General features: G+C 40.4%; 12 protein-coding genes. 8 read left to right on the top strand and 4 right to left on the bottom strand.

The genetic code is table 11. The features are described from left to right. On the bottom strand, positions 1 to 1743 hold the full coding sequence (locus NTX86_01890; protein MCX5922058.1) for a hypothetical protein: 1743 nt from the start codon (positions 1741 to 1743) through the stop codon (positions 1 to 3). A gap of 31 nt (positions 1744 to 1774) precedes the next feature. Next, positions 1775 to 3082, bottom strand: a complete 1308-nt coding sequence (locus NTX86_01885) for a hypothetical protein (GenBank protein ID MCX5922057.1) — start codon at positions 3080 to 3082, stop codon at positions 1775 to 1777. Between the two features lie 240 nt (positions 3083 to 3322). Between NTX86_01885 and NTX86_01880 the strand changes: the two genes are divergently transcribed. The 8 genes from NTX86_01880 (at position 3323) to NTX86_01845 (ending at position 9761) form a co-directional block, all read left to right on the top strand. Then, the gene (locus tag NTX86_01880) at positions 3323 to 4384 is read left to right on the top strand and encodes a C39 family peptidase (GenBank protein ID MCX5922056.1); all 1062 of its coding nucleotides are present in this window, start codon (positions 3323 to 3325) and stop codon (positions 4382 to 4384) included. A 121-nt stretch (positions 4385 to 4505) separates the two neighbouring features. Then, a complete protein-coding gene (locus NTX86_01875) occupies positions 4506 to 5702 on the top strand; it encodes an N-acetylmuramoyl-L-alanine amidase (protein ID MCX5922055.1) in 1197 nt (398 codons plus the stop codon). Positions 5703 to 5872: 170 nt separating this feature from the next. Then, the gene (gene dnaA / locus NTX86_01870) at positions 5873 to 7279 is read left to right on the top strand and encodes a chromosomal replication initiator protein DnaA (GenBank protein ID MCX5922054.1); all 1407 of its coding nucleotides are present in this window, start codon (positions 5873 to 5875) and stop codon (positions 7277 to 7279) included. 36 nt (positions 7280 to 7315) lie between these two features. Continuing rightward, a complete protein-coding gene (locus tag NTX86_01865; protein MCX5922053.1) occupies positions 7316 to 7873 on the top strand; it encodes a hypothetical protein in 558 nt (185 codons plus the stop codon). A 379-nt stretch (positions 7874 to 8252) separates the two neighbouring features. Further along, positions 8253 to 8480 carry a type II toxin-antitoxin system Phd/YefM family antitoxin gene (locus tag NTX86_01860; protein ID MCX5922052.1) on the top strand — a complete coding sequence of 76 codons (228 nt, stop codon included), beginning with the start codon at positions 8253 to 8255 and terminating at the stop codon, positions 8478 to 8480. After that, positions 8477 to 8851: a type II toxin-antitoxin system VapC family toxin gene (locus tag NTX86_01855; GenBank protein MCX5922051.1), complete on the top strand. Its 375-nt coding sequence runs from the start codon at positions 8477 to 8479 to the stop codon at positions 8849 to 8851. The genes NTX86_01860 and NTX86_01855 overlap by 4 nt, the downstream gene beginning before the upstream one ends. Beyond that, positions 8832 to 9014, top strand: coding sequence for a hypothetical protein (locus tag NTX86_01850; GenBank protein ID MCX5922050.1), 183 nt, complete (start codon positions 8832 to 8834; stop codon positions 9012 to 9014). Before NTX86_01855 ends, NTX86_01850 begins: the two co-directional genes overlap by 20 nt. A 384-nt stretch (positions 9015 to 9398) precedes the next feature. Next, positions 9399 to 9761: a hypothetical protein gene (locus NTX86_01845; protein ID MCX5922049.1), complete on the top strand. Its 363-nt coding sequence runs from the start codon at positions 9399 to 9401 to the stop codon at positions 9759 to 9761. A 94-nt stretch (positions 9762 to 9855) separates the two neighbouring features. Here the strand turns inward: NTX86_01845 and NTX86_01840 are convergent, their stop codons facing one another. Then, positions 9856 to 14754: a hypothetical protein gene (locus NTX86_01840; GenBank protein MCX5922048.1), complete on the bottom strand. Its 4899-nt coding sequence runs from the start codon at positions 14752 to 14754 to the stop codon at positions 9856 to 9858. Positions 14755 to 15412: 658 nt separating this feature from the next. Then, a complete protein-coding gene (locus NTX86_01835) occupies positions 15413 to 15691 on the bottom strand; it encodes a hypothetical protein (protein ID MCX5922047.1) in 279 nt (92 codons plus the stop codon). Positions 15692 to 15814 lie beyond the last annotated feature (123 nt).

Genomic DNA, 15814 nt, shown 5'->3' with positions numbered 1-15814 from the left:
TTATTGTGGGGTTTGATTATATAGATCTGACATTGTTTTAAAAAGTCCTATAGGATAAGTTATATGTAATGGTGAGTTGGCATCTGGTCTGCTTACTTCATTAATTTCATTATATAAATTTAAGGCTTTCGTTGGTAAAGGATCACCGATAAACTGATTGAGATCAGCCAATAATGTATCACGCTTTGCTTCTGCATTAGGAGCGGTGAAAAGTTGCCCGGGACTGTCATGCTGATAATTAATTCTTCCTATTAAGTCTTGAGCGGTGGTCTTTGCTTGGCGGACCACATTTAAGTATGAATTGACACCATCAGCAATCTTCTTTTTCTCACTATCAAACCATGCTTGGGTTATGTTTTGCGTTTGTTGAGAAAGTTGAGGCGTCTTTTCTATTGTTGAGAGTCTTTCGTTTACTTGCCATACCCAATCTTGTCGCGTTGGCAGTGCTGTTTTTGAAGTAAATCCTGCTTGCGTACCTTTAAATAACTCTAAATCTTTCTTGTAATTGTTGAGTGTATTAATCTGTGAATCATAATCAGATTTTTGAGAAGCGAGGGTTTTTTTCGTCTGATTAGGGAATGGAGACTGGTATCCACTTAATTCAGTTATCCATCCTGAAATCTGATTTTCCCACCCATTAAACTGTGTTATTTTGTCGGTTAGATTTTTCGTTACCGTGTTGACTCGTGTAAGAAGATCGTTTTCGATTACAATTTGATCAGCTATTGCTTTGTCAGCTATGGCTTTGTCTGCGGCTGCTTGAGCGTCAGTCGCTACTTTGTCTGCCGCTGCTTTGTCAGCTATCGCTTGATTAGCTATCGCTTTGTCAGCTGCTGCTTGTGCTGCAACTGCTGCAAGACGAGCCTGTTCAGCTATACGAGCTGCTTCATCGGCTGCGGCTTTATCAGCTATTGCTTTGTCAGCAGCAGCTTTATCGGCTATCGCTTTTTCGGCAGCTGCTTGAGCGTCAGCGGCGGCCCTGTCGGCTATTGCTTTTTGGTTTGCTTCTTGGACAGCTGCAGCTTTTGCATCTTCGGCATCTTTTTTTGCTTGAGCTGCTTTAGCGTCGGCGATTGCTTGGGCTTCTGCAACGGCTTTAGCTACCGCTGCTTTTTGATCCTCTGCTGCTTTTTGAACTGCTGCTTTAAGATCAGCAAGAGCCTTTTCTGCCGCTTCTGATGCTTCCTTTGTCGCTTGAGCAATGGCTTGGGCTACTGCAGTTTGTTGAGCAGCAGCAGCTTGTTGGGCTGCTAACGCGGCAGCTTGTTGAGCTTTTGCTTCATCGATGGCTTGTTGGGCTGCTGCTGCATCGGCTTTAGTTTTTGCCAGTGCGGCTTGGTTTGCTGCTTGAGCGGCTGCTTCTTGAGCAGCTTTTGCATCCGCAGCTGCTTGGGCTGCTGCTGCATTGGCTGCGGCTTTTGCATCGGCAGCTGCTTTGGCAGCTTGTGCGTCTGCGGCTGCCTGAGCATCGGCGGCAGCTTGTGCGTCTGCGGCAGCTTTTGCTTTATCTTTGGCAGTGGCTTTTGCTGGTAATGTTGCTGCTTTTAATGTTGCGGCGGCCTTAGCTTTAGCTGCGGTTGTTGCTGTGCTTGTTGCTGATTTTGCTTTTGTTGTGGCAGCAGCGGTTTTGGCGGCAGCAGCTTTTTGAGCAGCGGTTTGGGTTGCCCCCATCATATGATTGACGTTAGTTACTGCTAGGGTTGCTGCAGCAACGAGCATATATTTTTTTAACATATTCTTCATAAAAAACTCCTTCTTTAGTTCTTTAGATTCATTACTGCCAAACCGAGTCCATTTTTAATAATTTCATGGTGGTGATTGTTTCAAATACATTTCCTGCCAGATCAAGGCGATAAAGCGGTTGCTTAGTATGAAATGCTTTTATCAGTTCTTGGTATGAGTTAATTCCTTTAAAAATCTTGTTGAGTGCAATTTCTTGTATTTTGCCATGGCAGTTGTTGAGGCGTGCGCGTGCTTCAGTAAGCATGTTTTTCTCAATATTACTCACAATCATGACGTGCCCAGGGATCCAGATAATATCTCCTTCTTCTAAAACTTCGTTTTTGTGTAATGGCTTGAGGTGGCTTGTAACAGTGGCGGTATTTTTGAAAAAATAAGGGATGCCGCTGATTTGCGCAGCGCGTCCAATGAGACCGGAACAATCCATGCCAGATTTTGGCGTTTCTTGATCGTCGGATAGAGTGAAATATGATGTCACGCTTGTGCTTGTTTTTTGTTGTATTTCTTCATATTCACCATTGTTGGTTTTGGTAAAACTACAGCCGCCCCATACATAGGGAATAAAACCGTTTTTTTGGTGGGCCCATTGTTTAAGGAGATCTACAAATTGTTTAATTTTTTCTTTTGGTTCTTTGTTTTCATTGCTGACGAGTAATGAGGTTGGGATTGCTAGTTCTTTGTGAGACATGCTCTTTTTATCGAATGCATAGACGCGTGTTATGTCTGGCGAGTTGTTGGCTTCCTCCTTCGCTAAAGCTTCGGCGGACAGGTCCTCCTTAGTCGACAGGTCCTGCACTTTTATAAAGCGCGTGCCAGCAGAAAAAGTGTAGGGTAGTGTCGTGTCCGTATAAGGCATAATTAAGGTTACTGTATTGTGGTCTACTGGTATTGTTTTTTTTCGAAATGAGAGTGATTTAGGGATTTTTTCTAGGTCAACGCCCTGTTTGACCAGTTCTTTAAACATAATCAGATTTTTTTTGGGGGTCCAATATGCATGTTGAGGTGTTGCTTTTCCATTGACCATGTAAAAGAAATTAGGAATATGTATTAATGCTTCACTATTTTTAACTTCAATAATAGTAACAACTTCATTAAAAAGAAGCTGATGCATACGTGGACAGGCTAGAAATTTATTAGTGTTACCGCCACAGAGTGGTAATGCTTTATACGCTTTGGGTTCAGATACATTTGGAATAAGATCTTGTATTGGTGAACCAACTAAATCGATTATTGGTACTGCCACCAGGGCTTTATGGGTGTTATTGGCATAAAGGCTGAGCGGGAGTAACAAGAAACAGTAAAGCATTGTACGGTGCTTATGGGCATAGAGGTATTTTTTCATGAACGTATTCCTCATATTATGGAGTGTTTTTTGTTACTTATGTAGTAGTATGATCTATAATGGCTCATATTTGAAAGAGATTTGCATAGTAAATTCTTAGGGCATTACTATTTCTATGTAAATTTTTTTGCTCCAGCGGGCTTATTTTAATTCACATAGAAAAATATTGATATTGATAGATGATACTCGGTATCATGGAAATAAGAAGGGGAAATGGAAATTGTAATAAGGGAGTGATACATGAAGATGCTACTGCAACGATATTTATGGTTTGGCTTATTCTTTAATGTGGCATGCGCGCACAACATCCAAAAACAGGATAATACCAAAAAAGACGCGTGGACTTGGCTTTATTCCAGAATTTTTACTGAATCTGAGCTAGGAGTTCATGCGAATAGATCGCAGGTATTTTTTCTCAAAGAGAATGTTCCATTATTTTCTCAATTGATTTTTTCATGGAATGCACTGAGACCCCAAAAAGGGTATTTTTCTTTTGCGGTACAGGTGCGCAATGCCCAGACGGGACGATGGGGCGCATGGCATCGGATGGTTGATTGGGGTGCGGCAGTGCAACGCTCTTATACCAGTAAGTCAGATGGTGTTTCGGGGTATGACTTTGTACGATTAGAGGTTGATGAAGGTACCTTGGCCGATGGGTTCCGTATAAAAGTTGTTGCGCATGATGGAGTGAGTTTGCCGTTACTTAAGGCTTGCGCTGTATCATTAACTCATTTTAATAATTTTAAACCAGAGGTGATAGACCAGCAGCTAAAGTCATTATCTTCAGTCCATATTCGCAATGTTCCAATGATGTCACAGTTTGCTTTAGATCATCCAAAAAATGATGCTATATGTTCGCCAACATCATGCAGTATGCTCACTAGTTTTTTACTAAAAAAACCGGTTGATCCATTAGATTTTGCGCAAAAATCTTTTGATGACGGCTTGGGTATTTATGGCAGTTGGTCTTTAAATATGGCACATGCATTTGAACGTTGTAATGGCGAGTTCTTATTTTTTGCAGCGCGTCTTAATTCATTTGGGCGCTTGCACCAGCGGCTTAAACGAGGTATGCCGGTGGTGGTGAGTGTGCGGGGGCCTATTCAGGGAGGTGCATTGCCTTATAGAAATGGGCATTTGCTGGTTGTTGTTGGTTGGGATTCAAAGAAAAGGGAAGTTATTGTTCATGACCCAGCATTCAAGAGTGACAGTGAAACAGTGCGGCGCTATAGAATAAAAGATTTTTTAGAAGCATGGGAGCGGTCTCGTCGCTTGGCATATTTGGTGGAAGAAATGAGTTAGTTAGCCTTTCACACGGCTTTAAAGTCGTGGTTTAGGGGACCCTGGAAAAAGCGCTTTAGCTTATTTATCTCAGTCTTGAAAAGACGTGGGGTTTTCTGGGGGATACAATAAAGGGGGTATGATGAAGAACAGAATAGTAGGGTTAATCAGTTTAGGCATAATTTTGAGTGGTGCTTTGCTGTCTTTTGGTGCATTTGGTGCTTTGCAGGACAAAAAAATTCTGTTGCAAAAAGTGTTTCATCATCGAGGTGTCGCCGCAAACTCTAAAGTGTCATGTGCTGGTTCTATTGAATTAGGTTCACTGGTATTATATTTTTCTAACGCTCCCACTATTAATAACCTGTCGCCAAGAAAAAATAATCCAGAGCGCGAGGAGCTAGTTTTTGTAGTGCCAAGTGTTCAAGTGGTAGCAGATGATGTCAAAAAAATGATTAAAGATTTAAACAGTGCGGCAGCTGATTTATATTCAGTGCGCATCGAAGAATTAGGAACACCAACTAACGGTATAAAGATTTCAATGAGTTATAATCCTAAAAAAGTGGGTATGCGGTACGAGCTTTTTGATTCGATTAGTTTGCAAAAGGGTGTTACGTTTCGATTCTTCAATCAAGAATTGCTTAAAGAATTGAACACTAAAAGCTGTCGGCCGGTTTTAAATACTGCATCGGCAAAAAAAAGACACAGTGTAGTGATAGATTGTGGCCATGGTGGGAGCGATAACGGTGCGGTAGGCTGCTTCAACCTCAAGGAAAAAGATATAGCCTTGGCGGTTGGGGGGCAGGTTGCTGATCAATTAAAAAAAAAGGGGTTTCGTGTCATTATGACACGCGATGCTGATTTTTTTGTGCCGCTTGATAGGCGGACATCGCTTGCCAATTCGGGGCAATCGGCAGAGTTATTTCTTTCTATTCATGCAAATGCTTCAGTTAACAAAAGTGCCCAAGGCATAGAAACATTTTGTTGTGATCCGACACTATTGCATCCTGTGTTTAGCACGATGAGCGATTCATATGCGGCGCTTGTCAGCAACTATGATGTTATTCGTTCTGCGCGAAGTAAGCTTTGTGCCACTATGACACATAAAACCATTCTTGCTGCGGCACGTACTCATGGTACAACCGTTGTTGATAGAAAAGTGAAATATGAAGTATCGCAGGTGTTATTGGGAACGCAGATGCCTGCTGTATTAGTCGAGCTTGGTTTTGTGTCCAACGAGCATGACGCATCTTTGTTGAATGATAAATCCTACCAACAACGTCTTGTCCAGGGAATCTGTCAGGGAATTGCTTCCTATTTTAATGCTAGCGCTACTGCATAAAAAACATTATTTTTTTTTGTTCTTTTCTAGTATGGTTTCATTTGTTAAAGTAGTTATCTATACTTAAACAAAAAACATAAAGAATAAAAACTGACTTCTACTAGGTAATAGTGGAGCTTTATTTGCGATTATCTCCATAACAATAAGTACATTAACGAATGAGTCAAAGCGTGTTAGCAGGTATTTGGGATGAATTTTTAACGATCGCGCGGGAAGAAGCGGGCAGCAGGATTGTGGAGACCTGGTTCAAAGCTGTTTCTTTAAGCAAGTGGGACGCTATTCAAAAAATTATTTATTTGAAGGCGCCTAATCCGTTTGTTAAGGATTGGATTCGTAATAACTATACAAACTTAATGCAATTGCATTTGGGTCGCTTGCTCAATATTGATTCTCTTAAAGTAGTCTTTATTGATGGATTAGAAGTAGCAAGAGAGCCCGTGACAGTGACGTATCAGTCCCAGCCAGCGAGCGGAACATTTTTGGCAGCGACTACGGTGCCAGCAGTACAAAAGAGAAGCTCTACTGCTCTCAAGGTGCAGGGTTCTAAAAATGCGAGTCATATTAATAGTAGTTATGTTTTTAGTAACTTTATTGTTGGCCCAAGTAACTCATTGGCCTATGCTGCTGCGCATGCGGTGACCGAAAATCCAGGCAGACTATATAATCCTCTCTTTATTTACGGGGGATCAGGACTAGGTAAGACTCACTTGTTGCACGCCATTGGCAACGAAATTAAAGTAAGTAATAAAAATGCTGCCGTGCTCTATCAAACAGCCGATCGGTTTGTGAATGAATTTATTAGCGCGATTCGTTTTGACAAGATGTACAAATTCCAAGCAAAATATAAAGACATTGATGTGCTTTTGATTGACGATGTTCAATTTATTTCCAATAAAGAGCAAACACAAGAAGCATTCTTTCATATCTTCAATGCACTTTATGATGCAAAAAAACAAATTGTTTTTTCAAGTGATACGTTTCCGCAAAATATTCAAGGGTTAGCCGAAAGGCTACGTTCTCGTTTGGCCTGTGGCCTGGTGACCGATATGTATATGCCAAGTCTGGAAACTAAAGTAGCTATTTTAAAAAAGAAGGCTGAGCAGAGCGATGGCACCGTGAGTGATGAAATTGCTCATTTTATTGCATCGCGTGTTATATCAAATATCCGAGAACTGGAAGGCGCATTAGTGCGCGTCATGGCATTTGCTTCGTTAACCAAACAGCCGGTGACATTGGAACTTGCCAATCGAGTGTTAAATAAATCATTGCCAGAAGATTATAAAAAACCAATGCTTGATTTTAATGGTATCGTAAAGCGTCTTAACGCTTACTACCCTTATTCTCTGGCTGATTTGCAAGCTAAGGGGCGCAACAAAGAATTAGCATTTGTGCGACAAATTGCTATGTTCTTTATGAAAAAGTTGACCGATAAGTCATTACGTGATATTGGTATTTATCTAGGTGGTCGTGATCATTCTACGGTGATGCATGCGATTGATAAAGTAGAGAAGCTTGTTGCATCCGATGAGGCATTTGCACAAAAATTACAGCGTATAGAACAGGATATTATTAAATAAGAGTTTTTATTTATTACCCCTATATCAGGAGAGGCCATGATGAAGAAACAGTACGTAATAAGCGCGATAGTGTTGCTTTCAGTAGTAGCAGTGAATGCTGCAGACAGAAAACTTACGTTTATTGATGCAAACTTCGATGATTTTACTCAACGTGTTACTACTAATGAGCAAGAGCGCGCACAGTTTAAAGTGTACTATGCAAATCTTGCACAAAAGATTCAAGAAGCAAAAGAAGGCGATCAACAAAAAGAACGTGCGACCTATCGTTATCTCCATAAACTTGCTTTAACCGAATTAGAAAAAAAACATGCTGATTGGTACCAAGAAATAATGCCTTTTGTGAGCGATCCGCGTTTAACGCTTGATGAACAACTTGAAGATGTTCGTAAAATTATTAAATTTTTCTTAACCCGTTATGGTGCTTATGAAGAATTCCAGAATTTTAAGGCAGTTAAAGGGCAACAAGCAGCTGAAGTCGATGCTACATTGGCCCAAAATTCAAAAGGCGGCTTTTGGGATTCAGTTAAATCGTTAGGCAATAAAGTTGCAAGCTTGTTCGGTTTTGGTAAAGCTCAAGAGCAACACGTAGCTTAAGTTTTAGTTTATTAAGAAAATTATTGCCCCAGTTCTTCTTGTTATGAGAAAAACTGGGGCAGTTTTATTTTTATAAAATGGCTTTAATGGACAATAGGGGTAGATCTTATGCAAGAGTGCAACAGCTTGTTGCACTCTTAAATGATCTCCCAGTCTCACGAATCCCATGGGGGGCATAACATTTTACTGCTAACAAGAATTAAGAGCGTGCAAGAGCGTTTATGGTATGCCGAGCAAACTATTAAAGAGGGATTAAGTAGAAATGCTTTAGAAAATTCGATTATGTCAAAGGCTTAATCAAAAAAACTTGACAAATTTGACTTAGCTTAGCTAGCATTATAACTAGAAGTATTCAAGATGCATAACCTGGAGAAAATAGGTGAAAAAAGCTAACTTACATGAAGCCAAGACAAATCTTTCCAAGCTCGTCGAGCTTGCGGCAAGAGGCGAAGAGGTCATAATTTGTAAAGCCGGTCAACCAGTTGCAAGATTAGTTGCTATCCACACTAAAAAAAAGAAACGTAAGCCTGGAGATTGGGTTGGTCAAGTAAAAATAAAAAAAGATTTTGATACATTACCAGAAGAGTTTATGGAGTATTTTAAATGAATCGTTATTTATTAGATACGCATATTTTATTATGGTGGCTTGCTAATGATAAAAAACTTGTTAAAAAAACTAGAGATCTCATTGCCAATCCTAGTAATAACATAATTGTAAGCACGGTAAGTATCTGGGAGATCGTCATCAAAAAGTCTCTTAATAAACTCATTGCTCCGGATAACTTAAAAGAAGTTATCATCTCAAATGATTTTAGCATTCTCTCGATAACTGCTGATCACGCACTTTATTTAGAGAAGCTACCAATGATACATAACGATCCCTTTGATCGTCTTTTAATTGCCCAAAGTCTTGTAGAAAAAGTAACACTTATTACTGCTGATGAAATTATTCCAAAATATGATATTAAGTGTTTATAGTTTTTCAGATCTTAATTTTTCAGAAGCTGTACGTAAAATTATTAAATTTTTCTTAACCCGTTATGGTGCTTATGAAGAATTCCAGAATTTTAAGGCAGTTAAACAGCAACAAGCATCTGAAGTCGATGCTACATTGGCCCAAAATTCAAAAGGCGGCATGTGAGATTCAGTTAAATCATTCTTTAGCCCTGCAGGCAATAAAGTTGCAAGCTTGTTCAGTTTTGGTACAACTAAAGAGCAACACGTAGCTTAAATTTTAGTTTTTTCTTAGAAAGCTATTGGCCCAGTGTCTTTGACGATAAAAGATACTGGGCCATTTTAGTGCGATATTTTTTGTGATCTTAAAAATAGTCAAAAATATGGGCCTCTTGTGTGGGATGAAAAATGGGGATGGGTGCTTTTGTCAGATCCTAGAATTGTTGATTCTCGTTCATAAAAAATTTACGCATTGTTTTGCTGAATTTGCTAAAAAATATTGCGTTTTTTAAGGCAGCGAGCGTATGGTTTTAATGTAAATATCATTTTTAATCTACAATAAGGAGTTTTTATGAATTTAAAATTATGTGCATTGCTTTCTCTATTAGCGGCGAGCAATGTTGCGGTAACGCAAACTCCAAAAGTAGCGGCTGCCCCTAAAGCTGCTGTACCAGGGACTCTTGCAGCCGGTTCAGTTGATCAAGATGAAAATAAAATTGATCCAGCAGACCACGCAGAGATTAAGAAAATAGCTGAGGAAGGATTAGCTGCACTCAAAGAAAATTGTAATAAACTTTCGGGGGATGCAAAAACTGCATGTGAAAAGAAAAGAAAAGATCATAGTGATAGATTTTTAAAAACTACCGGCACCATACATGAGAAGAGAAAAGCACGAAAAGCTGCAAATGCCGCTAAAAAGGCTGCTAAAAAATAGTATACTTTTTTAGTTCTATTTATATTTTTGAAAAATAGTAAGAAAGGTATGAGAGAAATGTAAATGTTTCTCTCATACCTTTCTTACTTTATCTTTATTTATAACTCTTCCATTTAGTTATTATCGTAGGATCTGACTCAGCGTAGGGTACATACGCAGGATTTGTTGCATATGGTTCATACATCTGAGCATATTGTAGATAGTCCTTACTAATGGCAAAGTACATCATCATGTATATCCAATAGTAGTGTTGATAACCATTTGTTTGAGCATAGTTAAAGAGTATATTGTAGGTATTAGGCGATCCTAGCTGGGCCGATAATACGCTTTGTTCGTTAGCTGTGGTCGGATTACCATTCAGCACTGAATAATAACGTTGAGTATAAGCTGTCAGTATTTTTATTAAGTTAGCTGCCGGATTACTTGAGAAATTGTTAATCCAACCCTGTACCGTTGTTGAAAAGAAGTTTGACGCATCGCCAGCTGGTACGTTATCACCTGATGACGCTGTCGTGGTAGATGTCGTTGGTTGTAATTGAGTTACTTTAGTCTGCGCATTGTTCTTGGTAGTAGTTGCATTATTAACAACGGTGGTAGCATTTGAACTTACAGTAGCGTCCGTAGCATTTGTTTTGGCAGTATTAGCTTGTGTTAAAGCATCACTTGCTTGTGTCAATGCTGTGTTTGCTGCGGCCAGGGTAGTGGCTGCATTTACCGCATTTTGAGCTGTTGTTACAGCTGCCTGTGCAGCGTCAACGGCTGCTTGCTGTTGTAATTGAGTTACTTTAGTCTGTGCATTGTTCTTGGTAGTGGTTGCATTATTAACAACGGTGGTAGCATTTGAATTTACGGTAGCATCAGTAGCATTTGTTTTGGCAGTATTAGCCTGCGTTAAAGCATCACTAGCTTTTGTAAGTGCTGCATTTGCCGCATCGAGCGTAGTAGCTGCAGTTACTGCATTTTGTGCAGCTGTTACTGCTGCCTGCGCCGCATCAACGGCTGCGTGTTGTGTGGAAGCAGCTGTTGTCGTTGTTGAGGTAGTGGATGTAGTAGCAGCTGATCCTGTGTAACCTTTCCACTTAGTTATTAACGTAGGATCTGACTCAGCGTAGGGTACGTATGAAGGATTTGTTGCATATGGCTCATACATCTGAGCATATTGCAGATAGTCCTTGCTGATCGCAAAATATAGCATCATGTATATCCAGTAGTAGTGTTGATAACCATTTGTGGCAGCATAGTTGAAGAGTATGCTGTAGGTATTAGTCGATCCTAGTTGGGCCGATAATACGCTTTGTTCGTTAGTTGTGGTCGGATTACCACTCAGCACCGAATAATAACGTTGCGTATACGCTGTAAGTATTTTTATTAAGTTAGCTTCTGGATTACTTGCAAAATTATTAATCCAACCCTGCACCGTTGTTGAAAAGAAGTTTGACGCGTCGCCAGCTGGTACGTTATTAGAACTTGATACACTGGTTGCTGGTTGTAGCTGAGTTACTTTAGCTTGCGCATTGTTGCTAGTAGTAGTTGCGCTTGCTACGACAGCGTCGGCCTTAGCTTTAACATTTGTATCGGTAGTACCTGTTTGTGCAGCAGTTGCTTGTGTTAAAGCAGCATTAGCTTGTGTTAAGGCAGTGTTAGCTTGGTCAAGAGTTGTTGCAGCACTTACCGCATTTTGTGCAGCAGTTACGGCTGACTGGGCGGCATCAACGGCTGCTTGTTGTGTTGTAATTGCTTGCAGTTGAGTAGCTTTAGTTTGTGCATTGTTTTGAGTCGTTGTAGCATTCTTTACGACGGTATTTGCATTTGGAACAATGTTAGAATTGGTTGTATTTGTCTTTGTCGTATTAGCTAGCGTTAAAGCATCATTGGCTTGGGTGAGTGCTGCATTAGCTTGGTCTGCTGTTGTTGCGGCGTCCACAGCTTTTTGTGCTGTAGTTACGGCTGCTTGAGCAGTATCAACGGCTGCTTGTTCTTTTGCCATGGTCTGTCTAGCATTTAGTAATTTTTGTGCGTCATCCCTCGTTGTTGTAGCATTGTTCACTACCGTTGTTGCATTTGCAATTATGCTAGAAACGGTAGCATTTGTCTTTGCTGCATTAGCCTGCGTGAGAGCATTGCTGGCTTGTGTTAAGGCAGCACTTGCTAGGTCTACTGTTGTTCCAGCATCAACTGCATTTCGCGCATCGTTGACTGCTTTTTGAGCAGCGTCAACAGCTGCTTGTTGTGTAGCTATGGCGGCTGTAATTTGATCAATCTTTTTTTGTGCATTAGCCACAGTCGTTTTAGCGTTAGCCGCGACGGTTGATGCGTTGTTAGCTGTAGCTGCTGTACCATTAGTAGCTGCGGCAACAGCTTTTGTGTTAGCATCATTTGCTTGTTTTTGTGCCGCATTAGCTGCATCTAGGCTATTAGCTGCATCAATAGCTTGTTGAGCGGCAGTTACTGCTGCCTGTGCGGCGTCGATGACCGCTTGTGCTGTAGCATTTGTTTGTGCTTGTAATTGAGCAACTTTACTTTGTGCGTTGCTTTGAGTAGTAGTTGCATTAGTTGCGACCGTGTTTGCCTGTGTTTTAACGGTTGCATCGGTAGCACCTGTTTGTGCGCTGGTTGCTTTAGATAAGGCCGCGTTAGCTTGCGTTAGGGCAGTGTTAGCTTGGTCAAGGGTTGTTGCGCCATCAACTGCTTTCTGTGCAGCAGTAACGTCAGCTGCTGCTGCATCAACAGTTGCCTGCTGTGTTGTACTAGTCTGAGTTGTTGTCTGTGTTGTAGTCGTTGTTGTTGTAGGTGCAGGTGTCGAAGAAGTTTGTGTTTGTGGGTTTTGTGTATACGCAGTGATAAGATCAACAAGTGATTGTGGAATATTTACTACGTTTTGCTGACGAGCTTTTGCATAAAGTTGTATTATTGTTTGCATGTTGTCATTGAGTTGATCCTTTGGTTCTGCTGCTAAATAGCCAAATAATTGTTCTTGTAATGTAACAGATTGTGCAGCTGACAAGGATTGCCCGCCCAGACCTTTGTTGGCTTGTGCTTGTTGTAACAAGTAGATAAAGCGATTGACGGCGACAGCGAGTTTATCTGACGCTGCTTTAGCGTCTGCGGCTAATTGCGCATAACGTTGTTGTACTGCAGTGTCTGCTTGATAAGCCTGCATACGTGCAATAATTTTGGCGTCTGCCTCAGCGCGTTGTTTTGCTACAGCTTCTCTTGTTGCGGCAGCTTGCGCCAATGCTTCAGGGGTATTAGCTTTTTCTACATCATCTTTATACTTCTGCCACACCAAATCTGCTTCGGCTTTTGCTGAGTAAGCATCGAAATCTGCTGTAGTAGGTATTTGATTTTGTGGTAATTTAATTCGATCATTGTTAGCTGTGCTGGTCAAATAGGTTGCCATGTCATTAAACCACGCACGATTATCAAGCCAGAGTGATGGTCTTTGTTCTCCTACAACTACCTTGAGCAATAGATTGTAAAGGCCAATCATGGTACTGATAGGTTCCCATCCATGTCCCATAAGAGAGGGTGTTGTTCCCAGAAAAGCGAAATTGCTTGATTTTGCATCATCAAGTGCCTTTTTAGCGGCTGTAATCACGCTGTCGTCTATTTTATAAACGCGAATACCAGTGCTTTCTGCGGCATTAATAATAGTCAGGAGTTGTTGAATAGAGGTATTGAGTCCAAGTGTTTGTGTAGCTGTTTTTATTTTCTCTTCTTGATCTGTTTCATCTTTTTTCCACGCAACTTCCTGGGCATTTTGAGTGGCTATTTTTTCTTTTTCAGCGGTTTGTAGTTCAACAGCTCTTTTTTTAGCTTCTTCAAGTTCTTGAGCTAATCTAAGTTTTTCCATGAGCGATTGGGCATTTGTTTGAGCTTGATTATAGTCAGCAGATTGTTGCGAAACTTGGGCAGCGTAAGCGGCTGCTTGATCAGCTTCAGCTTTAGCGGTTGCGGCTGCTTGAGCGGCATTTTGTGTATCTTTTTGAAATTGTTCTAATGCATAGTTGGCAGCGGCAAGTTCGTTTGCCTTGATGGCTTCTTGTTTTGATTGCGCTACAGAAGCTATAGTGTCCAGCCTTTGTATATCAAGAAGATTTTTTTGAGTTTGATCAGCTACTTTTTTTGCAGCCTCTTTACCGTATGGGTCAAATTCGAATGGTTTGGAGCCCATAGCGCTTTCAGCAATTGCGGTACCTACATTAAAAGCTGTAGATGCTAAAAAGGCTATTGGATATTTGTTCATGTTGATTTGGTCAATAGTAGGTTTTATTGCCGCATTAATTGCTTCAGCAATCTTACCCGCTTCGTTTCCTGGAGCAAGTTGTGATGCTAAGCGCGAGCTAATTTCTATTAATGCTGGTGCGTTGTCAAAAGTAGCAAGGGCTGCTTTGCCGGCTTGAATATTTTGGGTGATATCTTTAATTTTTTCTACTAATTCTTTAGCGCTACCGACTGCTCCCACAATGTCCACGTTGGTGCCACCGGTAACTTGATCTGCTTTAACTAAAGCATCATTAACGATTTGAATAAATTTATTTATTCCGTAGGTTTTGGCCTTGTCTCTTCCAGATGTTTTTGCAATTTCGGCAGTATTAAAAATCTTATTGATAATATTTTTATAGGTAGCAGGAGATTTTAATTCAAGGTCTTTAACTTTATTTTGAGAGGCTTCATTTTGCTGAAGAGCGATTTCTAGTTGATTAGCGCCTTCAGGGGTTTTAAGGTCTGCTGTTTGTAGGATATTGATAGCATTTTTAATGTTGGTAGCTTCCTTTGTACTTTCTTGAATAATTGCCTTTGTAGTTGCATCGAGCGTCGCGGTGTCAATGTTTTTAAGTTCAGTTAAAGTGCTTTCGATCGCTTGTTTTTGTGTATCAAAGCTGGTTGTATCACCTTTCAAAGGGATGGTCTCTACCGCAGCTATAGCTGATTGGCAGCAACCAATAAGTAATAAGGTGATTATGGTTGAAAAAAATCTTGTAAGCTTCATAGCGCTTCCTTTTTTAATGAACATTAAACTGTATTTTAAAAACAATAAAACTAAAAATAATATTACAGTTTGAATAATAGCATTAACTGAAATGAAAAAACAATAGTTGCATCAAAGTTTGTAGGCGCAACCTGAAAATGTCCCTTTTTCACCGTAGAAATCTCACTTTTTTCGAATCAAACTTTGGAAAAGTGGTCAAGTTAACCAAGAACTACAAGGAGAGAGGGTGAACAAAATATAAAAATTCGTAGTTATAACGACAAAAATCGCTATTAAATAAAGGTTTTTGAGCATAGTGAGCAGAAGTTAATTGCTTAGAGCCTATACGGAAATTATATTTTATAATTTTATCGCACCCTTCGAAAAAGCTTCCGACTTGGCTAAGGCTACGATCGACAGGCAGGGAAGTTGGCGAAAAAACAACTCTCCACCGTCCTGTCTAACCCTTCGGTTACGCTCTCGGCCGTCGCTAAAAGCTATGGCGGGCACGGCAGGAGTAAGCGCGTCCCCCGCTCGTCTCGAGTAATGCTGGCAGAGGGTTGTTGAAGGCTTTTTGGATAAGCTCTCAGTGTAGGCTCTCTAGCAATAGAAAGCCCCTGAGTTCGCCGTGCGAAGAACTCGGGGGTCCGTGAGACTTGTTCCTAAAAAGAGGGAAAAGTTATTTTCTAGCAGTAGGTTTTGCTGTTGTTGTTGTTTTTTGAGTAGTAACCGTTGCCTTTTTACTTTTATCGACCCTTGTTCTTTTTGGTAATTTTGGCATAGCCATAGGCTTAATTGTTGATGCAGCCTTTGGTGTTGCAGCTCCGGCTGATTTTTTTGTAGTTGACGTTGTTGCGGCTGCTTTTGTTGTGGTAGCCTTTTTTTGTGTAGCGGTATATGTCAGTGGCACGGTAGTAATGACTACCAAGGCAATTACTATATAAAATTTGATCTTCATTTAAAAATCTCCTTTTTTAGTTATATATAATAATACCTCACTGCGTTGCGCGGTATTATGAGTTCTTGCTGTTTTTATTATATATTTGAAACATTATCAGAAATGGATGGTGGCGTGCAATAG

The organism is Candidatus Dependentiae bacterium (assembly GCA_026389015.1).
GTDB lineage: Bacteria > Babelota > Babeliae > Babelales > Vermiphilaceae > JAPLIR01.
The sequence above is the reverse complement of the archived record's forward strand: the minus strand, read 5'-3'. Positions and strand labels throughout refer to the sequence as shown.

What these genes read in the sequence shown, in the direction of transcription:
- NTX86_01890 (MCX5922058.1), bottom strand. Translation starts at nt 1,743, where the DNA reads ATGAAGAATATGTTAAAAAAATATATGCTCGTTGCTGCAGCAACCCTA.
- NTX86_01885 (MCX5922057.1), bottom strand. Translation starts at nt 3,082, where the DNA reads ATGAAAAAATACCTCTATGCCCATAAGCACCGTACAATGCTTTACTGT.
- NTX86_01880 (MCX5922056.1), top strand. Translation starts at nt 3,323, where the DNA reads ATGAAGATGCTACTGCAACGATATTTATGGTTTGGCTTATTCTTTAAT.
- NTX86_01875 (MCX5922055.1), top strand. Translation starts at nt 4,506, where the DNA reads ATGAAGAACAGAATAGTAGGGTTAATCAGTTTAGGCATAATTTTGAGT.
- NTX86_01865 (MCX5922053.1), top strand. Translation starts at nt 7,316, where the DNA reads ATGATGAAGAAACAGTACGTAATAAGCGCGATAGTGTTGCTTTCAGTA.
- NTX86_01855 (MCX5922051.1), top strand. Translation starts at nt 8,477, where the DNA reads ATGAATCGTTATTTATTAGATACGCATATTTTATTATGGTGGCTTGCT.
- NTX86_01850 (MCX5922050.1), top strand. Translation starts at nt 8,832, where the DNA reads ATGATATTAAGTGTTTATAGTTTTTCAGATCTTAATTTTTCAGAAGCT.
- NTX86_01845 (MCX5922049.1), top strand. Translation starts at nt 9,399, where the DNA reads ATGAATTTAAAATTATGTGCATTGCTTTCTCTATTAGCGGCGAGCAAT.
- NTX86_01840 (MCX5922048.1), bottom strand. Translation starts at nt 14,754, where the DNA reads ATGAAGCTTACAAGATTTTTTTCAACCATAATCACCTTATTACTTATT.
- NTX86_01835 (MCX5922047.1), bottom strand. Translation starts at nt 15,691, where the DNA reads ATGAAGATCAAATTTTATATAGTAATTGCCTTGGTAGTCATTACTACC.